This window comes from Nonomuraea sp. NPDC049624 (assembly GCF_040675255.1).
GTDB lineage: Bacteria > Actinomycetota > Actinomycetes > Streptosporangiales > Streptosporangiaceae > Nonomuraea.
Genome location: NZ_JBFAOR010000010.1, coordinates 33,340 through 53,559, shown reverse-complemented (window position 1 = coordinate 53,559; position 20,220 = coordinate 33,340). Strand labels below are relative to the sequence as shown.

Here is a 20,220-nt window from a genome sequence, read left to right as displayed (position 1 = left end):
GATGTCAGCTGAAGGGATCGCCGGGCGGAGGTACGTCGTCACCGGTTCGGCGTCGGGCATCGGCGCCGCGACCGCCGCCCTGCTCCGCGCCCGCGGCGCCACGGTCATCGGCTGCGACCTCGACGACGCCGACGTGCAGGCCGACCTGTCCACGCCCGAGGGCCGGCGGTCGCTGGTCGAGCAGGTGAGCGCGGCCGGGGCCGTCGACGCGGTGCTCGCCGTCGCCGGGGGCGGCAGGACGGGGCTGCTCGCGACGAACTACTTCGGGGCGGTGGCGACGCTCGAAGGTCTGCGTCCGCTGCTGGCGCGGAGTCAGGCTCCCCGGGCCGTGGTCGTGTCGTCGACCTCGTCGCTGGCCCCTGCCGACGAGCGCGTCATGCGGGCCTGCCTGGACGGCGACGAAGCCGCCGCCGTCGCCCTCGTCGAGGCGGACCCGTCCGGCGGCGGCCCGGCCGGCGCCTACGGGATCGCCAAGCGCGCGTTGAACCGATGGGTGCGCAGGGCCGCCCCGACGCCGGAGTGGGCGGGCGCCGGCATCGCGCTCAACGCCGTCGCGTCCGGGGTCGTGGACACGCCGGCGGCCGCCTGGATCTTCGCGAGCGAGGAGGTGCGGGCCGCGGTGGAGGCGGCGGCGCCGCAGCCGTTCGGCGGCTTCCCCGGGCGGCCGGAGTGGGTCGCCGAGCTCCTGTGCTGGCTCACCGGCGCGGACAACCGCTTCGTCACCGGCCAGATAATCTTCGCCGACGGCGGCGCGGAGGCGTCACTGATCGGCGACCTCCATTGGCGCTGACGGCGCAGACGCGCTTGGGGCCGCCGATCGGCCCTGCTTGCGGCGGCGTGACCTGATCTCGTAGGCGAGCAGCGTGCCGCCGACGGCCACGGCGACCGCCCCGACCACCGGCAGCGCCTCGGCGGAGGAGGCCACGGCGGCGAACGCCAGCACCAGCAGCGCCACCACCACCCGGCTCAGCCAGGGAAAGCCCCACATGCGCAGCCGCAGCAGTTCGGGCGACTCGGCCTCCATACGCCGCCGCAGCCGGAGCTGGCTGAGCGCCACGAAGACGTAGAGCAGCAGCACCAGCAGCCCGGCGGTGTTGATCAGCAGGTCGAAGGCGTCGTCCCCGACCGCGAACGCACCGGCCATCAGGGCCAGCGCGAGCGCGCCGCCGCCGAGCAGCGCGGGCGCGGGCACCCCGGACGCCCGCACCCGCACCGCCGCGGCGGGAGCGTCGCCGCGGGCGGCCATCGCGCACAGGACGCGCGAGGCGGCGTACAGCGCGGCGTTCATCACCGACACGACCGCGACCAGGATCACCCACGTCATCAGGGTCGCCGCGCCGGGGACGCCGAGCTCGGCGATGGCGGCGGCGAACGGGCTGTCCGCGCCGCCCGCCGGGACGCGGTCCCACGGCACGACAGCCACGATGACCAGCACCGAGCCGACGTAGAAGATCAGCACCCGCCAGACCACCCGCAGGGTGGCCCGCGCGACCTCCTTGGCCGGTTCGGCCGACTCGGCCGCCGCGATGGTGACGATCTCCGCCCCGAAGTAGGAGAACAGCACGGTGACGAGCGCGGTGAGGACCGCCCCCCAGCCCTTGGGGGCGAACCCGCCGTGCCCAGTCAGCGCGGTCAGGCCGGCGCCCCCGCCGGACGGCCACAGGCCCAGGACGTACAGCGCCCCGGCGGCGAGGAACGCCACGATCACCACGACCTTGACCGAGGCCAGCCAGAACTCGGTCTCGCCGAACAGCCGTACCGAGACCAGGTTGGCCGCGGTGAGCGCCGCCAGCAGCGCGACGGCCGTCGGCAGCACGGGGACGGCGCCGGACATGGAGTGCAGCAGCTTGGCCCCCGCCACGCCCTCGAACGCGACGGCGACGATCGCGAACAGCCAGTAGCACCAGCCCACCAGGAACCCGGCGCGCGGCCCGAGCGCGGTACGGGCGTAGTCGGCGAACGAGCCCGCCGAGGGCCGGGCGGCGGCCATCTCGCCGAGCATCCGCATCACCAGGACGACGATCAGGCCGCCCAGGGCGTAGGCGACCAGCGCCGCCGGGCCGGTGTCGGCGATCACCTTGCCGCTGCTGACGAACAGGCCGGCGCTGATGACGCCGCCGAGCCCGATCATGGTCATGTGGCGTCGTTTGAGTCCGCGGTGGAGCGATCCCCCGCTGTCGTGCCCGGTCATGGCGTTCGGCTCCCTGCTGTTCTCGGATAGGGGAGGTCGGACCCCGGCCCATGCACGGGCCGGGGTCTGGTTGATCGCGGGGGCGGTACGGGCGGCGCCGGTCAGTGGCCGCGGTCAGTGGCCGCGGTCAGTGGCCGCGGTAGACGGCGGGGCGCCGTTCGACGAAGGAGCGGACGCCTTCGAGCACGTCCTGGCCGCGCAGGCAGGCCAGCAGCCCTTCGGTCTCCAGGTCGAGCACCTCTTCCAGGTCCAGCTCCCAGACCTGCCGCATGGCCTGCTTGATCAGGCGTACCGGGGTGGGCGCCGCGGCGGCGACGCGTTCGGCCAGCTCCAGCGCCGTGTCGAGCAGGTCGGCGTCGGGGACCAGCCTGCTGACCAGCCCGGCGCGGTACGCCTCGGCGGCGCCGACGGTCTCGCCGGACAGCAGCAGGTCCACCGCGCGGCCGTGGCCGATCAGGCGGGGCAGCGAGTACAGCACGCCGTTGCTCGGGAACAGGCCGCGGTGCACCTCCTTGAAGGCGAACGAGGCGGCGTGGCCGGCCAGCCGCAGGTCGCTGGCGATGGCCAGCTCCACGCCGACGCCGACCGCGATCCCGTTGACCGCCGAGATGATCACCTTGGGGTGGGTGGTGAAGCGGCGGGTGAGGTCCTGGAGGGCGGCGATCCGTTCGACCAGGTCGGCGTCCGACCTGGCGGCGAGCTGCGCGCCGGCCTCCTTCAGGTCGGTCCCGGCCGAGAAGGCCCGGCCGGTGCCGGTGAGCACGAGCGCGCCCACCGTGTCGTCGCGGGCGGCCTCGTCCAGGACGGCGACCAGCTCGCCGTAGGTGCGCTGCCGGAAGGCGTTCAGCACCTCGGGCCGGTCGAAGGCGACCACCAGGGCCGAGCCGGCGCGGCGCACCCGCAGATCGGTGCTCATCGGTTTCCCTCCCGGGCGTCGTAGGCGCCGTCCCGTCCGGGCGGCAGCAGGTGCTTGGCGATGCGTTCGGACGGCGTCATCGGGAACGCCTCGACGAACTCCACGAACCGCGGCGTCTTGAAGTCGGCCAGCCGCGCCCGGACGTAGGCCACCAGCTCGTTCGGCTCGACGGGCTCGGCGACCTGCACCAACGCCTTGACCTCCTCGCCGTACAGCTCGTCGGGCACCGGGATCACGGCGGCGGCGCGCACGGCCGGGTGGCCGGCCAGGACCGCCTCCACCTCGGCGGCGGCGATGTTCTCGCTGCCGCGCCGGATCATCTCCTTCAGCCGCCCGACCAGGTGGTAGTGGCCGCGGGCATCCCGGTGGCCGAGGTCGCCCATGGGGTACCAGCCGTCGCGCAGCAGCGGCTCGTCCCGGTTCCAGTAGCCGGTCAGCATCGGCCGGCCGCGGACCATGATCTCGCCGACCTCGCCGTCCGGGGCGTCGGATCCGTCCTCCAATACGATCTTGACCTCCTTGCCGGGCACGGGCCGTCCCATGGCGCCGGTGCCGACGCACGCGGTGTCCTCCGGCCGGACGGCCAGCACGACCCCGGCCTCGGTGCTGCCGTACGCCTCCCGCCAGGGCGCGCCCCAGCGCGCCTCGATCGCGGCATGCAGGGCGGGCGCGATGCCCGAGCACAGGACGAGCCGGACGCGGTGGGCCCGATCCCGTTCGGGGTCGGGCGGCTGCTTGAGCAGCAGCAGCGGCATCGTGCCGAGGACGTAGAAGAAGGTGGCGCCGTGCTCGCGCACCGACGGCCAGAAGCCGGAGGCGGAGAAACGCGGCAGGATCACCAGCGGGATGCCGGTCAGCAGGCACAGCACCGTGTTCCACTGCGGGTCCATGTAGTGGAACGGCTGGGCGGTGAGGTCCACGTCGTCCGAGGTGACGGCGGCGACGTCGGCCGCCAGCTCGGCCAGGTGGAGCCAGTAGCGGTGGGTGAGCATGCAGCCCTTGGGGAACCCGGTGGTGCCCGAGGTGTACTGGAGGTTGAGCAGGTCGTCCCAGCCGACGCCGGGCAGGTCGGGGGCGCCGGGCGCGGCGGCGGTCTCGGCCCCCGCGTCGAAGGCGCCCGCGGGGACGGGTTCGGGCGCGGGCCCGGCGTCGGCGGGGTCGAGCAGCCCGACCTCGCCCAGGCCCAGCGCCAGCAGCGCCCCGGCCGCGGCGGCCGAGCCGGCCAGGGCCAGCACCGGCGCCGAGTCCTTGACGACGTGGGCCAGGTCGGCGCTGCGGTACCCGGGGTTCAGCGGGACGATCACCGCGCCCAGCTTGGCGATCGCCAGCCAGGCGACCGGGAAGCCGACGCCGTTGGCGAGCATCACCGCGACCCGGTCGCCGCGGCGGACGCCGTGCGCGGCCAGCACCTCCGCCAGCCGGTCGGTCCGCTGATCCACCTGCGCGACGGTGGTCTCGACACCGTCGAAGCGGAACAGCACCCGGTCGCCGTGGGCGGCGGCCCGGTCCCGGAGCAACCCGCCGAGGCCCCCGGGGATCCGCCGGGCCGCTCCCCCGCCGGGGCCGCCCGCGATCGGCCCGGCCGCTCCCCCGCCGGGCGGCGGCGCGGCCGTCACGCCCGCCGCCGGGTGGCCATGTCGAACATCATCACCAGCTCGGCGGCGCAGTCGGGCAGGTCGACGGCCTCCTCGTCGAAGACCCACTGGAGCATGACGCCGTCGATCGCCCCCTGGACGGTGGCGGCCAGCGTGCGCGGCGAGAAGTCGCGGAAGTCGCCGCTGTCCTGGCCGCGCCGCAGGATGCCCTCCAGGTGGTGGCGGCACGGGTCGTACATGTCGGCGTTGAAGCGGCGCTTGGCCTCGGGCGATCCGAAGCTGCCCCAGATGTCCACCAGCGCGACGAAGTTGGCGCGGTTGGCCGCCATGAACTCGAAGCTCGCCTCGATGAAGGCGCGCAGCCGGTGCGGGGCGTCCGGCGCCCGATCCACCCGGGCCTTGATGAACCGGTTGGTCTCGGTGAACAGGGCGTTGACGACCTGCTGGATCAGTTCGTCCCGGCCGGCGAAGTGGTAGGAGATCACGCCCCTGCTGACGCCGACGTCCTGGGCGATCCGGGCCAGCGACGCCTGAGGCAGCCCGGCGGTGGCGATGGTGGAGATGGCGCCCTCCACGATCTGCCGCCGCCGGGCCTCCTCGATGAACGAGGCCTTCTTCTGGCCGTCCTGATCGATTCTTGACCGCATGGCCAGGATTCAAGCCCGGCGGGCGGCGTGCGGCAAGCCCCGTTCACCGACTGTGCGGTTTCCCCCACCCCTCGCCCGGCCGTTTCCCGGGCCGTCTCCCGGGCCGGCCGGTCGCCGCGAGGTAGTGCAGCACCGCCAGCACCCGGCGGTTGCCGGCCGCCGACGCGGGCAGGCCGAGTTTGGCGAACACCGCGGTGACGTGCTTCTCCACCGCGCTCAGCGACACGTACAGCTGGTCGGCGATGCCGGTGTTGGACCAGCCCTCGGCCATCAGGGCGAGCACTTCGCGCTCCCGGGGCAGCAGGGACTCGTCCCAGCCGGGGTCGGGCATGGCGGCACCTCCTCGGTGCGGGAAACCGCAAGATCCGGGTGAACCTCTTGTCTCACTCATACCATCTGGATTAAATCCTGGCCATGCGGTCAAAAAATCATCACCATGCCCAGAAAACCTGCGTGCTCGGCGCCGTCCTGGCCGGCGTGGTGCTCGGCGGCGGCCTCGCCGTCCCGGCCCACGCCCGGACGGCGCACGCTCCCGCCACCGCGGCCCGGAGCGCCACGAACGCCACCGACGCCACCGACGCCACCGACGAGCAGCTGCGCTGCCTGCTGGACGGCGTCGTCAAGCCGCCCGTGCCCGGCGCGATCCTCACCGTGACCGGCCCCGGCCGGGCCTTCGACGGCGCGGCCGGCGTGTACGAGCTGGGCGGACGCGCCCTGCGCAGCTCCGACGCCTTCCGCGCGGCCAGCGTCACCAAGACGATGACCGCGGCCGTCGCGCTCCGCCTCGCCGAACGCGGCGACCTGCGCCTGGACGCTCACATCAGCGAGTACCTGGACCGGAAGCTGGTCGCGCGCATCCCGTACGGGTCGCGGATCACCGTCCGGCAGCTCCTCGACCACACCGCCGGTCTGTACGACTACGTGGGGGACGAGAAGTGGTTCCAGTACGTGCTCGACCATCCGGACAAGACCTGGAAACCGCTGGAGCTGGTGGACTGGGCGCTTCGGTCGGGCAAGCCCTACTTCGCTCCCGCCAAGGGCTACCACTACTCCGACACGGGCTACGTCCTGGCCGGGATGGTCATCGAGAAGGCCGGCCGCGAGCCGCTGCACCGGTTGTACCGGTCGTTGCTGCTCCAGCCGCTGAAGATGGACCGCACGTACCTGGAGTGGTGGGAGCCGCACCGCGGCCCGCGCGCCCACAACTACCTCGGCGAGCGCGACACCTACGACTACAACCCGACCTTCGACACGTTCGGCGGCGGCGGCCTGGTCTCCACCGGGGCCGACCTCAACCGGTTCATGCGCGGCCTGTTCGAGGGCAAGGTCTTCAAGAACCCGGCGACGCTGCGGACGATGCTGCGCAGCACCCCGCAGAGCGTCAAGGCCGGCTCGCCGTACGGGCTGGGCATCGCCCGGCTGACCGCGACGGGCGAAGCCGTCTACGGGCACAGCGGCTTCTTCGGCGCGTTCCAGGTCTACCTGCCGAAGCAGCGGCTCGCGATGACCGGCACCCTCACCCAGGCGGAGACGGTGTCCAAGAAGCAGAACAGCGAGTTCATCGAGAACGCCCTGCGGGTGAGCCTCGGCAAGGCGCCCACCGGCCCCTGCGCGCGCCCGTAGCTCAGGCCACGCAGGAGTCGGCCAGCTTCCCCGACGACGCCATCGCCGTCCTGGTGGGCGTGCCGGACGGCCGGGTGGACGGCGAGAGGGTCGGCCGGGCGGACGGCGTGCCCGCGGCGACAGTGGCGGGCGCGCGGTGCGAGCGGACGATGGCCTTGCGGACGTCGGCCCGGATGCGCGGGAAGTCCGGATAGGCCGGGTTGTAGCGCGGTGGGACGATCGACAACGTCCCCACCCGGGCGCCCTTCACCTTGTCGGCCAGCGGCACCAGGTCCTGCAGCAGCCCGCGCGGGATGTCGGTCCGGAACGTCTGCCGGGCCGCCCCGGCCAGCTGCTTGAACTTCAGCAGCACGTTGGCCGGGTCGAGCTGGTCGAGCATGGCGGAGATGACGCAGTGCTGGCGGCGCATCCGGGTGTGGTTGTCGCCTCCGGCGCAGTTGGAGCCGTCGTGGTCGCGGGCCCGGCCGTACCAGAGCGCGTCGTTGCCGTTCAGCCGCCGGGTGCCTGCCTTGATCACGCCGCCGTCGCTGCGGCCCACGCCGTAGCAGATGTCCTGCTCGACGTGGATGCGCACGCCGCCGAGCGCGTCGATCAGCCGGGCCACGCCCCACATGTTGACGAGCACGTAGTAGTCGATCTTGAGGCCGAGGATCTCGCCGACCGCGCCCTTGACGGCGTCGGGGGCCCGGGTGGGCGAGTTGCGGAACAGCGCGGGGTGGGTGTCGGCGTAGGCCCAGACGCCGTTCAGCAGGTCCTCCGACTCCCGCCCGGCCCCGGCGATGTAGAAGCCCTTGGGCGGCGGGAACAGCCGGCCCATCACGCTCCCCCTGGGGAAGGGCGCGTTCTCCATCTCCCTGGGCAGCGCGAACAGCACGGTGTCGCCGGTCCTGACGTCGATGCTGGCGACGTTGACGCTGTCGGTGCGGATGCTCGTCCCGTTGCGGCCGCGCGCGCCGTCGCCGCCGAGCAGCAGGATGTTCACCCTCGTGCGGCCGGCCCACGGGTCGGCGTGGTTGATGGGCGTGGGCTCGGGCGCGTTGAACACGTCGGTCAGCGTGGCGTCGACCTCCGACACCGTCTGCGAGGCCACCACGAACGGCGACACGACGGCCGCGACCAGCAGCAGCGCCACGCCGTCCGACCAGACCAGCCGCCGCCGCGGCCGCAGCACGGTGTAGGAGGCGACCACCAGCAGCCCCCACGCGACGCCGACGCCGATGGCGCCACCGCTGATCGCCGAGGCCCAGGTGGCCTGGGTCGCCATGGCCACCCCACCCGCCGAGGCCACGACGAGCGCCACCGCCACGCCCGCGGCCAGGAACAGCCCCAGCAGCCCGAACCCGAGCAGGCGGTACCCGGCCCGCAGATGGGCCGCGCCCGGAATGACGATCGACAGCGCTGCCCAGCCGATGGCTGCCCCCGCGCCCCGTTTGGTGCCCATCCGCCCTCATGATCTCTATGTGGTACGTCCCCCGAGATCATAGGTTCGGGGCTGATTGCCCATGTACGCAACTTATCCGGCGGAATATGCGGAAGAAGGGCGTCAGTCCACGTACGCCCACAGGTCGTAGGTGGTGGAGCCCGGATAGTTCTGCGGGTAGTGCGTGCTGCACCACCAGGTCTGCCAGCGCCCGTTCTGCTGGCCCGACCGGCCGAAGGAGACGCAGACGTCGTACGGCAGGCTGGTGTAGACGACCTGGAGCGTGGACGTGGCGTCCGCCGGCGTGCTCATGGCCAGGACGGGCGCCAGGGCGCTGACCGCGGCAAGCGCCAGGGCGGTGATTGCGCGACGCATCGGCTCTCCCCTCATCAAGGGTCGGATGGTGTGAAGCGATCACCGTGAATTGCACGACAGGGCTTGTCCGCACCGCAAGGACGACCCTCGCGCGGTCGCGGCGACCAGCGCGAACGTCCCGCAGGCGATGAAAGGTTCATTCCGCCGCGCCTGACGGCGTCAGAAGGCGGCCGCGCCGTGTCAGCACGGCGTCCGCGCGGTGTCAGCGCCGCCCGCGAAGGTGAACGCCATGAACATCTGGACGATCACAGCTATTCGGTGTTGCTAGGTACCAGTACTTCGTGACACTATATAGCCGGTAGTCAGCACCACCGAGTAGTTGCGGCCGCCGACGGCGAGACCCCCCGGAAGAGAAGACAGGGCCAAGTGATGACGACACAACAAGCTCCGGCGATCCAGGTGCACGGCCTGGAGAAGTCGTACAAGGAACTGCACGTGCTGCGCGGCGTGGACTTCGAGGTGACGCGGGGCAGCATCTTCGCCCTGCTCGGCTCGAACGGCGCGGGCAAGACCACGCTGGTGAAGATCCTGGCCACGCTGCTCAAGGCCGACGCCGGCACGGCCATGGTCAACGGCCTCGACGTCGCCGGGCAGGCCGCCCAGGTACGCGAGTCCATCAGCCTCACCGGCCAGTTCGCCGCCGTGGACGAGATCCTCAGCGGGCGGGAGAACCTCGTGCTGGTCGCCCGGCTGCGCCACCTGAAGAACCCCGGCAAGATCGCCGACGACCTGCTCGAACGGTTCTCGCTGACCGACGCGGGCGGCCGGAAGGCGGCGACGTACTCGGGCGGCATGCGCCGCCGTCTCGACATCGCGATGAGCCTCATCGGCGACCCGCCGGTCATCTTCCTCGACGAGCCGACCACCGGCCTCGACCCCCAGGCGCGCATCGAGGTGTGGCAGGCCGTCAAGGAGCTCGCCGCCCAGGGCACCACCGTACTGCTCACCACCCAGTACCTGGACGAGGCCGAGCAGCTCGCGGACCGGATCGCGATCCTGCACGAGGGCCGGATCATCGTCAACGGCACCCTCGCCGAGCTCAAGCAACTCCTCCCGCCCGCCAAGGTCGAGTACGTCGAGAAGCAACCGACCCTGGAGGACGTCTTCCTCACCCTCGTCGGCACGAAAGCCTAAGGACCACCACCATGAGCAAGCACTTCTTCGGTGACACCACCGTCCTGCTGGGACGGTCCCTGCGCCACATCTCCCGCAGCCCGGACACCATCGTCACGACCGCGATCATGCCGATCGCCATGATGCTGATGTTCGTCTACGTGTTCGGCGGCGCGATCAGGACGGGGTCGGACTCGTACGTGAACTACATGCTGCCCGGCATCCTGCTCATCACGGTCGCCTCCGGCATCGCCTACACCGCCTACCGGCTGTTCATGGACATGAAGGGCGGCATCTTCGAACGGTTCCAGTCCATGCCGACCGCGCGCTCGGCGGTGTTGTGGGCGCACGTGCTGACCTCGCTGGTCGCCAACCTGGTCTCGCTGGTGGTCGTGATGCTCGTCGCCCTGCTCATGGGCTTCCGCTCCAGCGCGGGCCTGTCGGCCTGGCTGTCGGTCGCGGGCATCCTGATCCTGTTCACCCTGGCGCTGACCTGGATCGCCGTCATCCCCGGCCTGTCGGCCAAGACCATGGAAGGCGCGAGCGCGTTCTCCTACCCGCTCATCTTCCTGCCGTTCCTCAGCTCGGCGTTCGTGCCCACCGACACCATGCCCACCGTGGTGCGCGTCTTCGCCGAGAACCAGCCGGTGACCTCCATCGTCAACGCCGTCCGCGCCCTGTTCGCCGAGCAGCCCGTGGGCAACGACATCTGGATCGCCCTCGCCTGGTGCGTCGGCATCCTGGTCGTCGCCTACGTCTTCGCCATGAACACCTACCGCCGCAAGATCTCCTGAAAGGACGACCATGACCGACTCCCTCCACACCGTCACGCCGATGCCCGCCGAACGCCGTCCCGGCTGCCCGTTCGACCCGCCGAAGGAGCTCGTCGAGGCCCGCGAGCACGGCCCCATCAGCCGCTTCCCCTTCGCCGACGGACACCAGGGCTGGCTGGTCACCGGCTACGACCTGGCCCGCTCGATCCTGGCCGACCCCCGCTTCAGCTCCCGCAAGGAGCTCATGAGCCACCACCCGACCATCGACTACGGCGACATCGAGGTGCCCCCGGCCCCGCCCGGCGAGTTCCTGCTCATGGACGAGCCGCAGCACAGCCGCTACCGCAAGCCGCTCGTCGGCAAGTTCACCGTCCGCCGGATGCGGCTGCTCACCGAGCGCGTCGAGCAGATCACCGCCGAACACCTGGACGCCATGGAGCAGGCCGGCCCCACCGCCGACCTGGTGACCGCGTTCGCCAAGCCCATCCCCGCCATCGTCATCTGCGAACTGCTGGGCGTGCCGTACGAGGACCGGGGCCGCTTCCAGGAGAACATCGACAAGTTCCTCGGCGGCGAGGCCAGCGACGAGGAACTGATCGCCGCCTACCTCGCCACCCAGCAGTACCTGGGCGAACTCGTGGCCGCCAAGCGCGCCCACCCGACCGACGACGTGCTCAGCGACCTGCTCGACAGCGACCTGACCGACGAGGAGCTGCAGGGCATGGCCCTGATCCTGCTGTCGGCCGGGTTCGACACCACCGCCAACATGCTCGCCCTCGGCACCTTCGCCCTGCTGCAGAACCCGGACCAGCTCGCCGCGCTGCGCGCCGACCCCACGCTCACCGACCAGGCCGTCGAAGAGCTGCTGCGGTACCTGTCGGTCGCCAAGCAGTTCTACCGGGTCGCCCTGGAGGACGTCGAGCTGGCCGGCCAGACCGTCAAGGCCGGCACGATGGTCATCCTGTCCCTCAACACCGCCAACCGCGACCCCGGCCGTTTCCCCGACCCCCACACCCTCGACCTGCGCCGGCAGGACGGCGGCCATCTGGCCTTCGGCCACGGCATCCACCAGTGCCTGGGCCAGCAGCTCGCCCGCGTCGAGATGCGCGTCGCGTTCCCCGCGCTGCTCAACCGCTTCCCCACCCTGCGCCTGGCCGTACCGGCCGACCAGGTCGCCCTGCGGCCGGAGATCGCCGACATCTACGGAGTCAAGAGCCTCCCCGTCACCTGGGACGCCTGACCTCCGTACCAGGTGTTACCGTACAGCAGTACTCGGTGGCACCGAGTAGCACAGGAGGGGCGGACGAAGAGCCACCATGGAGAATCTGACGGAGATGCTGAAAGGCACGCTTGAAGGCTGCGTGCTCGAGATCATCGGCAGCGAGGAGACCTACGGGTACGCCATCACCCGCCGGCTGAACGACCTCGGCTTCGCCGACGTCGTCGAGGGGACGGTTTACACGATCCTGCTGCGGCTGGAGAAGAACGGGCTCGTCCAGGTGACGAAACGACCGTCCGAACAGGGCCCGCCGCGCAAGTTCTACGCGCTCAACGACGCGGGACGCGCGGAGCTCGCGACGTTCTGGGCGAAATGGGCGTACATCACGTCCCGGATCGACAAGCTCAAGGAGGGCGGGAAATGAGCTTCTGGGAGACCATCACCGGCAGCGATCTCACCAGGGACTACAAGGCGTTCGAAGCCCGGGCCGCGGCCCTGCCGGCCGACCACCGGGCGGCATGGGACCAGATCAAAGGACATCTCTTCCACTACTCGGACTTCACCGGCCGGAACCTGATGCCTATCTTCGACGGCGTTCTGGGCCTGCTGGAGGAGACCGCGGCCGACGGGCAGGGCATCCACGAGGTGCTGGGCGACGACATCCCGGGATTCTGCGCGGCCCTGGCCGGCGAGACCGGGGGCCGCAGCTTCCGCGACCGGTGGCGCGAGCAGCTGAACAGGAACGTCGCGAAGAAGCTGGGCCGGCTGGGAGGCTGACGTGGGCATCCAGGACATCATCGAGGGCAAGAAGCAGTGGCGGGCGCACATGGCGCGGGTCAAGGCCCTGCCGCCCGACTACCAGATCGTCTACATGGAGATGCAGCGGTACTTCTTCAAGGTCGGGCCGGTCGGGCTGACCGACGGGCCCCTGCTGCCGGGGATCGTCGACTTCTTCGAGGAGGGCGTCGCGGCCGGCAAGGGAGTCCTGGAGCTCATCGGCGAGGACGTCGCCGCCTTCGCCGATGAGCTGATCAAGGACTCGCGCACCTACGCGGACCTCTATCAGGAGTCCGTCAGCCGGAAGCTCGGCGGCACCGGCAAACCTCACCGGTCGTAGAGCCGGCGGGCCCACAGGTACCCGCCCAGCGCGATGGCCGCGCTCCAGAGTGCCGCCGCCGCGAGGCTGGGCCCCGCCGGCCGCCCGGCCAGCAGCGCGCGCAGGGTCTCGATGACCGGCGTGAACGGCTGGTGTTCGGCGAACCAGCGCAACGGGCCCGGCATCGACTCCGGCGGGACCACGCCGCTGCCCAGGAACGGCAGCAACATCAGCGGCATCGGCAGGTTGCTGGCCGTGGCCACGTTCTTGGTGACCATGCCCAGCGCCGCCGACAGCCAGGTGACGGCGAAGGTGAACATCGCCAGCACGCCCACCCCCCCGAGCCAGTCCAGCGCCGAGGCGGCGGGGCGGAAGCCGATCAGCAGGGCCGTCAGCGTCACGGCCGCGATCGCGGTGAAGTTCTGCACGAGCGCGCCGAGCACGTGCCCGGTCAGGACCGAGACGCGGGCGATCGCCATGGTCTTGAACCTGGCGACGATGCCCTCGGTCATGTCCATCGCCACCGCGATCGCGGTCCCCTGCGCGGCGCTCGCGATCGTCATGATCAGGATGCCGGGGGTGATGTAGGCGACGTAGGCGGCGCGGTCGCCGCCGATCCCGGCCCCCATGATGCCGCCGAGGACGTAGACGAACAGCAGCAGGAACACCACCGGTACGCCCGCGTAGGTGAGGATCAGCGTGGGGTACCGCCACATGTGCCTGATCTGGCGGCGCAACATCGTCGCCGAGTCGGTGGCTGAGCAGCGCGATGCGGTCGGCGAGCTCGTCGGCCTCCTCCAGGTACTGGGTGGTCAGGAAGATGGTCACGCCGTCCTGCCGGACGAGGTCCCGGACGAACTGCCACATCGTGCGGCGGCTGCGCGGGTCCAGTCCCGTGGTGGGCTCGTCGAGGAAGATGAGCCTGGGCGTGCCGACCATGGTCATGGCCAGGTCGAGCCGGCGGCGCATGCCGCCCGAGTAGGCGGCCGCGGGCGTGCGCGCGGCGCCGGTGAGGTCGAAGCGCTCCAGCAGTTCGCCGGCTCGGCGGCGGCCCTCGGCGCGGCCGAGGTGCAGCAGGTCGGCCATGAGCCGCAGGTTCTCCTCGCCGGTCAGCAGGCCGTCGACCGCGGAGAACTGGCCGGTGACGCCGATCGCGGCCCGCACCTTGTCGGGCTCCCTGGACAGGTCGTGCCCGGCGACCCGGATCTCGCCGGCGTCGGCCTTGATCAGGGTGGACAGGATCTGCACCGTGGTGGTCTTGCCCGCGCCGTTGGGGCCGAGCAGCGAGAAGACGGTGCCCTGGGGGATGGACAGGTCGATGCCGTCGAGGACGCGGTGGGGACCGTAGGACTTGCGCAGCCCCGCCACCGACACGAAGGCGCGCGACCCGTCGCGATAGTACGTGTTCATCACGATTGAAAGCTACGTTGCTTTCAGAAAATGTGCCAATCAACGGAAACATATAATCCCAGCTCACACGGGATAAACCGATACGTTGACGCTGAAGCTGAATGCAATGAAACGTTGCATTGTGTGGAGCCGAACGCAATAGTGAGGTCGTGGCACAAGGAAGGTTGACCCTGCACGACCGCCGGCGCATCGCGACCGGTCTCGCCGAAGGCCGCTCCTACGCCGAGATCGCCAGGCGGCTCGACCGGCCGACCTCGACGATCAGCCGCGAGGTGAGCCGCAACGGCGGCCCCGGCGACTACCGTCCCGAGCGGGCGCACCAGGCGACGGCGCGGCGGGCGCGGCGCGGCGCCCCGGCGCGTCCGGCCGAGCCCCGGGACCGCGAGGTCTTCGAGGCGGAAGAGGGGGCCGTCGAGATGGCGGTCGCGATGGGCCTGCCCAAGATGGTGGCGCGCGTGCTCATCGGCCTGTGGCTGAGCGAGGACGGCCGGCTCACCGCGGCCGAGCTGGCGCGCGGGCTGAAGGTGAGCCCCGCCTCGATCTCCACGGCGGTGGGCTACCTGACCCAGCAGGGCCTGATCAGGCGCGAACGCGATCCGCAACGACGGCGCGACGTCTACGTGGTCGACGACGACGCCTGGTACCACTCGACCGTGATCAGCGCGCGGCAGACGCTCGCGGCGGCGGAGGTCGCCAAGGCGGCGGGGCGGACGCTCGGGCTCGACACGCCCGCGGGCCGGCGTCTGGCCAGGGGCGGCGCGTTCCTGGAGCGGATCAGCCTGGACGCCCTGGCGTCGGCGGAACGCTGGCGCGACCTCCTGCCGTGACCGAAGCGCGGCCCGTACTGCGCAATCCCCCCGAACCCGGACCGCGCGATCCTCCCGAACCCGGACCGTGCACGATCCTCCCGACCCCGGACCGGGCCGCGTAGGGAGGCCGTCAAGATTCGGCCGACGGCCGTATGGAAACCGTCAAGAACGACAAAACACCCCATTTTCCGGCGTTTGCTGGACCTGCGGCCGCCCGTCGAGGGGCGGCGGCGATCTCATCATCGAGCTGAGGAGTGGGGATGGCCGACGTCGTCTTCGTCGCCCTGACGATCGCGATCTTCGTGGTCTTCGGGCTGGTCGTGCAGGCGGTGGAGCGGCTGTGAGCGCCGTCAACGCCGCCGGTCTCGTCGTGGTCGCCGGCCTGGTGATCTTCATGATCGCGGCCCTGCTGTTCCCGGAGCGGTTCTGATGAGCACGACCCTGGCCGGAATGATCTTCATCGTCTCCCTGATCGCGGCGCTGGCCCTGGTCTGGAAGCCGTTCGGCGACCACATGCACCGCGTCTACTCCACGACGAAGCACAACGTCGTCGAGCGCGGCGTCTACCGCCTGCTGGGAGTGCGGGCCGACGCCGAGCAGAGCTGGCCCGTCTACGCCCGCAGCCTGCTGGCCTTCTCGGTGGTCTCGGTCCTGGTCGTGTACGGCCTCCAGCGCCTGCAGGACAAGCTGCCGCTGAGCCTCGGCATGGAGCCGGTCACCGATCACATCGCCTGGAACACCGCGATCAGCTTCGTCACCAACACCAACTGGCAGGCGTACTCGGGCGAGTCCACGATGGGCCACCTGACCCAGATGTCCGCCCTGGCCGTGCAGAACTTCGTCTCGGCGGCCGTCGGCATGGCGGTCGCGGTGGCCCTGGTCCGCGGGTTCGCCCGCCGCAGGTCGGGCACGATCGGCAACTTCTGGGTGGACCTGGTCCGCGGCACCCTGCGCATCCTGCTGCCGATCGCCTTCGTCGGCGCGCTGGTGCTGGTGGCGGGCGGCCTGGTGCAGAACTTCTCGGGCGTGCACGAGGTGACCACGCTGACCGGCGGCACGCAGGGCGTCACCGGCGGCCCGGTCGCCTCCCAGGAGGTCATCAAGGAACTGGGCACCAACGGCGGCGGCTTCTACAACGCCAACTCGGCCCACCCGTTCGAGAACGCCACGAGCTGGACGAACTGGTTCGAAATCTTCCTGATCCTGGTGATCCCGTTCTCGCTCACCCGCACCTTCGGCCGGCTGGTCGGCCAGGTCCGGCAGGGGTACGCGATCCTCGCGGTGATGGGCGCGCTGGCGCTGGCGAGCGTCCTGCTCACCAACGTCTTCGAGCTGTCCGGGAACGCCACCGTGCCGCACGCGGCGGGGGCGGCGCTGGAGGGCAAGGAGCTGCGCTTCGGCGTCTCGAACTCGGCCACCTTCGCCGCCGCCACCACCCTCACGAGCACCGGGGCGGTGAACTCCTTCCACGACTCCTACACGCCGTTCGGCGGCATGATGACGCTGGTCAACATGATGCTCGGCGAGGTCGCGCCCGGCGGCGTCGGCTCGGGCCTGTACGGCATGCTGATCCTCGCCGTGATCACGGTGTTCGTGGCGGGCCTGATGGTCGGCCGCACGCCCGAGTACCTGGGCAAGCGCATCGGCGCCCGGGAGATCAAGCTCGCCTCCCTGTACTTCCTGGTCACCCCGGCCCTGGTGCTGGTCGGCACGGCCTGCGCGATGGGCTCGGCGGAGCGGCGCGCGAGCATGCTGAACGGCGGCCCGCACGGCCTGTCGGAGGTCCTGTACGCCTTCACCAGCGCCTCCAACAACAACGGCTCCGCCTTCGCCGGCCTCACCGTCAACACCCCGTGGTACGACGTGGCGCTCGGCCTGTGCATGGCCCTCGGCCGGTTCCTGCCGATCATCCTGGTGCTGGCCCTGGCCGGTTCGCTGGCGGCGCAGTCGCCCGTCCCCGAAGGCGCCGGCACGCTGCCCACGCACCGGCCGCAGTTCGTCGGCCTGGTCGTCGGCGTGACGGTCGTCCTCGTCGCCCTCACCTTCCTCCCGGCACTCGCGCTCGGCCCGATCGCAGAAGGACTGTCCTGACATGTCAACCCCCGTACTGGAAAAACCCTCCCCCGCGCGGCGGGACGGCCGCGTGGGCGGCGGCCTGCTGGATCCCCGGCAGCTCGTCAGGTCCCTTCCCGACGCGGTCAGGAAGCTGAACCCGGCCACGCTGTGGCGCAACCCCGTCATGCTGATCGTCGAGGTCGGCGCGGTGTTCACCACCGTCCTGGCGATCGTCGAGCCGTCGTTCTTCGCCTGGGCGACCGTCGTGTGGCTGTGGCTGACTGTGATCTTCGCCAACCTGGCCGAGGCCGTCGCGGAAGGGCGCGGCAAGGCGCAGGCCGCGACGCTGCGCAGGGCCAAGACCGACACCCGGGCCCGCCGCCTGCGCGGCGACGCCGAGGGCGGATGGGACACGGTCGGCGCGCCCGAGCTGCGGCAGGGCGACCTGGTGGTGGTCGAGGCCGGCGAGATCATCCCCGGCGACGGCGACGTGGTCGAGGGCATCGCCTCGGTGGACGAGTCGGCCATCACCGGCGAGTCCGCACCCGTCATCCGCGAGTCGGGCGGCGACCGCTCGGCGGTGACCGGCGGCACGAAGGTGCTCTCCGACCGGATCGTCGTCAGGATCACCCAGAAGCCCGGCGAGAGCTTCGTCGACCGCATGATCGCCCTGGTCGAGGGCGCCAACCGGCAGAAGACGCCCAACGAGATCGCGCTCAACATCCTGCTGGCCGCCCTGACGATCGTCTTCCTGGTCGCCACCGTCACCATGCAGCCGCTGGCCGTCTACTCCAAGCAGATCAACCCCGGCGTGCCGGACTCGATCGCGCTCGACGCGAACGGCGTCACCGGCATCGTGCTGGTCTCGCTGCTGGTCTGCCTGATCCCCACCACGATCGGGGCGCTGCTGTCGGCCATCGGCATCGCCGGCATGGACCGTCTGGTGCAGCGCAACGTCCTGGCCATGTCCGGCCGCGCGGTGGAGGCGGCCGGCGACGTGTCCACGCTGCTGCTGGACAAGACCGGCACGATCACGCTGGGCAACCGGCAGGCGGCCGAGTTCGTCCCCGTGGCCGGGGTCGGCGAGCGGGAGCTCGCCGAGGCCGCCCAGCTCTCCAGCCTCGCCGACGAGACGCCCGAGGGCCGCTCGGTCGTGGTGTTCGCCAAGGAGCGGTACGGCCTGCGCGAGCGCGAGATCCACGGCGCCGAATGGGTGCAGTTCACCGCCCAGACCCGCATGTCCGGCGTGAACCTGGACGGCCGCGAGGTCCGCAAGGGCGCGGCCACCGCGGTCATGAAGTGGGTGCGCGACAACGGCGGCCACCCCACCGACGACGTCGGCCACATCGTGGACGGCATCTCCGCCTCCGGCGGCACCCCGCTGGTCGTGGCCGAGCGGGGCCGCGTGCTCGGCGTCATCCACCTCAAGGACGTCGTCAAGCAGGGCATACGGGAACGCTTCGACGAGATGCGCCGCATGGGCATCCGCACCGTCATGATCACCGGCGACAACCCGCTCACCGCCAAGGCCATCGCCGACGAGGCCGGCGTGGACGACTTCCTGGCCGAGGCCACCCCCGAGGACAAGCTCGCGCTGATCAGGAAGGAGCAGGAGGGCGGCCGGCTGGTCGCGATGACCGGCGACGGCACCAACGACGCCCCCGCCCTGGCCCAGTCGGACGTCGGCGTGGCCATGAACACCGGCACCTCGGCCGCCAAGGAGGCCGGGAACATGGTCGACCTGGACAGCAACCCGACCAAGCTCATCGAGATCGTCGAGATCGGCAAGCAGCTGCTGATCACGCGGGGCGCGCTGACCACGTTCTCGATCGCCAACGACATCGCGAAGTACTTCGCGATCATCCCGGCCATGTTCGCGGCCGTCTACCCGGGCCTGGACGCGCTCAACGTCATGCGCCTGTCCAGCCCCCAGTCCGCGGTCCTGGCCGCGGTGATCTTCAACGCGCTGGTCATCGTCGCGCTGATCCCGCTGGCGCTCAGAGGCGTCCGGTACCGGCCGTCCAGCGCGTCCAAGCTGCTCTCGCGCAACCTGTACGTCTACGGCCTGGGCGGCATCGTCGCCCCCTTCATCGGCATCAAGCTCATCGACCTGCTGATCCAGTTCCTTCCGGGGATGTCATAAATGGAACGCCTGCCAAGCCGGCTCCGCCGGCACCTCGCCGCCCTGCGCGCCGTCGCCGTCCTGACCGCGCTGCTCGGCATCGTCTACCCGCTGGTCACCACCGGGGTCGCCCAGGCCCTGTTCAACGGGCACGCCAACGGCTCGATCGTGGAGAAGGGCGGCAGGGCCGTGGGCAGCGCGCTCATCGGCCAGTCCTTCACCGACGCCGACGGCAGGCCGGTCAGGAAGTACTTCCAGTCCCGCCCGTCGGCGGCGGGCGACGGCTACGACCCGATCGCGTCCGGCGCGAGCAACCTGGGCCCGCAGGACGTCGTGGACACGCTGCCGGTCGCGGGTGAGGAGGGCCGGCAGTCGCTGCTCACCCGGGTCTGCGCCCGGTCCAAGGCGGCCGGCGAGCTGGAGGGCGTCAGCGGCGCCCGCCCGTACTGCACCCCGGACGGGGTCGGCGCGGTGCTCAAGGTCTTCCCCGACCGGGCCGTCAGCGTCAACCAGCCGTGCCCGGCCACCCCGTTCGTGGCCGCCTACCAGCGGCTGAGGGTGGAGTGCGCGAAGCCGGGCGAGGACTACGCGGCCGGGCGGACCGTCCCCGTCCGGGGGAACGCCACGGCGGTCGTCCCCGCCGACGCGGTGACCGCAAGCGGCTCGGGGCTCGACCCGCACATCTCCGTCGCCTACGCCGAGCTGCAGGCCCCCCGCGTCGCCGAGGAGCGCGGCCTGGACCGGGCCGAGGTCGAACGGCTCATCCAGCGGCACACCACCGGCCGGGCGCTCGGCTTCATGGGCGAACCGGTGGTCAACGTGCTCGACCTCAACCTCGCCCTCGACGGGCAGTGAC

Annotated in this window: 20 protein-coding genes and 2 pseudogenes; 13 read left to right on the top strand and 9 right to left on the bottom strand. The window is 71.3% G+C overall.

Annotated elements, in window-relative coordinates:
* Window position 1: 1 nt before the first annotated feature.
* Window positions 2-790 carry an SDR family oxidoreductase gene (locus AB0J76_RS36765; protein WP_364392293.1) on the top strand — a complete coding sequence of 263 codons (789 nt, stop codon included), beginning with the start codon at window positions 2-4 and terminating at the stop codon, window positions 788-790.
* Here AB0J76_RS36765 and AB0J76_RS36760 read toward each other — a convergent pair.
* The 5 genes and pseudogenes from AB0J76_RS36760 to AB0J76_RS36740 form a co-directional block, all read right to left on the bottom strand.
* On the bottom strand, window positions 761-2,137 hold the full coding sequence (locus tag AB0J76_RS36760) for an amino acid permease (protein ID WP_352323790.1): 1,377 nt from the start codon (window positions 2,135-2,137) through the stop codon (window positions 761-763). The two genes, AB0J76_RS36765 and AB0J76_RS36760, sit on opposite strands and share 30 nt — an antisense overlap.
* A gap of 181 nt (window positions 2,138-2,318) precedes the next feature.
* A complete protein-coding gene (locus AB0J76_RS36755; RefSeq protein ID WP_352323789.1) occupies window positions 2,319-3,107 on the bottom strand; it encodes an enoyl-CoA hydratase/isomerase family protein in 789 nt (262 codons plus the stop codon).
* Window positions 3,104-4,723 carry an AMP-binding protein gene (locus AB0J76_RS36750; protein ID WP_352323788.1) on the bottom strand — a complete coding sequence of 540 codons (1,620 nt, stop codon included), beginning with the start codon at window positions 4,721-4,723 and terminating at the stop codon, window positions 3,104-3,106. The genes AB0J76_RS36755 and AB0J76_RS36750 overlap by 4 nt, the downstream gene beginning before the upstream one ends.
* A complete protein-coding gene (locus AB0J76_RS36745; protein WP_352323787.1) occupies window positions 4,720-5,349 on the bottom strand; it encodes a TetR/AcrR family transcriptional regulator in 630 nt (209 codons plus the stop codon). Before AB0J76_RS36745 ends, AB0J76_RS36750 begins: the two co-directional genes overlap by 4 nt.
* A 43-nt stretch (window positions 5,350-5,392) precedes the next feature.
* A pseudogene (locus AB0J76_RS36740) lies at window positions 5,393-5,647 on the bottom strand (helix-turn-helix transcriptional regulator); the annotation flags it as partial.
* 155 nt (window positions 5,648-5,802) lie between these two features.
* Between AB0J76_RS36740 and AB0J76_RS36735 the strand changes: the two are divergent.
* Complete coding sequence (locus tag AB0J76_RS36735; protein WP_352323786.1) at window positions 5,803-6,972, top strand: serine hydrolase domain-containing protein; 1,170 nt, start codon at window positions 5,803-5,805, stop codon at window positions 6,970-6,972.
* Between the two features lies 1 nt (window position 6,973).
* On the opposite strand, the gene AB0J76_RS36730 is transcribed toward AB0J76_RS36735, so the two are convergent.
* Together AB0J76_RS36730 and AB0J76_RS36725 are read right to left on the bottom strand one after the other, a co-directional pair.
* Window positions 6,974-8,413, bottom strand: coding sequence for an LCP family protein (locus tag AB0J76_RS36730; RefSeq protein ID WP_352323785.1), 1,440 nt, complete (start codon window positions 8,411-8,413; stop codon window positions 6,974-6,976).
* 102 nt (window positions 8,414-8,515) lie between these two features.
* Window positions 8,516-8,767, bottom strand: coding sequence for a hypothetical protein (locus AB0J76_RS36725; protein WP_352323784.1), 252 nt, complete (start codon window positions 8,765-8,767; stop codon window positions 8,516-8,518).
* Window positions 8,768-9,136: 369 nt separating this feature from the next.
* Between AB0J76_RS36725 and AB0J76_RS36720 the strand changes: the two genes are divergently transcribed.
* The 6 genes from AB0J76_RS36720 to AB0J76_RS36695 all read left to right on the top strand — a co-directional run bounded on the left by AB0J76_RS36720 (window position 9,137) and on the right by AB0J76_RS36695 (window position 12,989).
* The gene (locus AB0J76_RS36720; protein ID WP_352323783.1) at window positions 9,137-9,901 is read left to right on the top strand and encodes an ATP-binding cassette domain-containing protein; all 765 of its coding nucleotides are present in this window, start codon (window positions 9,137-9,139) and stop codon (window positions 9,899-9,901) included.
* 11 nt (window positions 9,902-9,912) lie between these two features.
* The gene (locus tag AB0J76_RS36715; RefSeq protein ID WP_352323782.1) at window positions 9,913-10,674 is read left to right on the top strand and encodes an ABC transporter permease; all 762 of its coding nucleotides are present in this window, start codon (window positions 9,913-9,915) and stop codon (window positions 10,672-10,674) included.
* Window positions 10,675-10,684: 10 nt separating this feature from the next.
* Window positions 10,685-11,893, top strand: a complete 1,209-nt coding sequence (locus AB0J76_RS36710; RefSeq protein ID WP_352323781.1) for a cytochrome P450 — start codon at window positions 10,685-10,687, stop codon at window positions 11,891-11,893.
* A 76-nt stretch (window positions 11,894-11,969) separates the two neighbouring features.
* Window positions 11,970-12,296: a PadR family transcriptional regulator gene (locus AB0J76_RS36705; protein ID WP_352323780.1), complete on the top strand. Its 327-nt coding sequence runs from the start codon at window positions 11,970-11,972 to the stop codon at window positions 12,294-12,296.
* Complete coding sequence (locus AB0J76_RS36700) at window positions 12,293-12,649, top strand: DUF1048 domain-containing protein (RefSeq protein ID WP_352323779.1); 357 nt, start codon at window positions 12,293-12,295, stop codon at window positions 12,647-12,649. Before AB0J76_RS36705 ends, AB0J76_RS36700 begins: the two co-directional genes overlap by 4 nt.
* 1 nt (window position 12,650) lies before the next feature.
* Window positions 12,651-12,989 carry a DUF1048 domain-containing protein gene (locus AB0J76_RS36695; RefSeq protein WP_352323778.1) on the top strand — a complete coding sequence of 113 codons (339 nt, stop codon included), beginning with the start codon at window positions 12,651-12,653 and terminating at the stop codon, window positions 12,987-12,989.
* Here AB0J76_RS36695 and AB0J76_RS36690 read toward each other — a convergent pair.
* Complete coding sequence (locus AB0J76_RS36690) at window positions 12,977-13,684, bottom strand: ABC transporter permease (protein ID WP_352323777.1); 708 nt, start codon at window positions 13,682-13,684, stop codon at window positions 12,977-12,979. The genes AB0J76_RS36695 and AB0J76_RS36690 overlap by 13 nt on opposite strands.
* A 43-nt stretch (window positions 13,685-13,727) precedes the next feature.
* Window positions 13,728-14,378 (bottom strand): annotated as a pseudogene (locus tag AB0J76_RS36685) (ATP-binding cassette domain-containing protein); the annotation flags it as partial.
* 164 nt (window positions 14,379-14,542) lie between these two features.
* On the opposite strand from AB0J76_RS36685, the gene AB0J76_RS36680 reads away from it, so the two are divergent.
* The 5 genes from AB0J76_RS36680 (at window position 14,543) to AB0J76_RS36660 (ending at window position 20,219) form a co-directional block, all read left to right on the top strand.
* Window positions 14,543-15,205: a helix-turn-helix domain-containing protein gene (locus tag AB0J76_RS36680; protein WP_352323776.1), complete on the top strand. Its 663-nt coding sequence runs from the start codon at window positions 14,543-14,545 to the stop codon at window positions 15,203-15,205.
* A 322-nt stretch (window positions 15,206-15,527) separates the two neighbouring features.
* Window positions 15,528-15,617, top strand: coding sequence for a K(+)-transporting ATPase subunit F (gene kdpF, locus AB0J76_RS36675; protein ID WP_352323775.1), 90 nt, complete (start codon window positions 15,528-15,530; stop codon window positions 15,615-15,617).
* The gene (kdpA, locus tag AB0J76_RS36670) at window positions 15,617-17,278 is read left to right on the top strand and encodes a potassium-transporting ATPase subunit KdpA (RefSeq protein WP_352323774.1); all 1,662 of its coding nucleotides are present in this window, start codon (window positions 15,617-15,619) and stop codon (window positions 17,276-17,278) included. Before kdpF ends, kdpA begins: the two co-directional genes overlap by 1 nt.
* Before the next feature lies 1 nt (window position 17,279).
* On the top strand, window positions 17,280-19,385 hold the full coding sequence (gene kdpB / locus AB0J76_RS36665) for a potassium-transporting ATPase subunit KdpB (protein ID WP_352323773.1): 2,106 nt from the start codon (window positions 17,280-17,282) through the stop codon (window positions 19,383-19,385).
* Window positions 19,386-20,219: a potassium-transporting ATPase subunit C gene (locus tag AB0J76_RS36660; RefSeq protein WP_352323772.1), complete on the top strand. Its 834-nt coding sequence runs from the start codon at window positions 19,386-19,388 to the stop codon at window positions 20,217-20,219.
* The last annotated feature ends 1 nt before the right edge of the window (window position 20,220 follow it).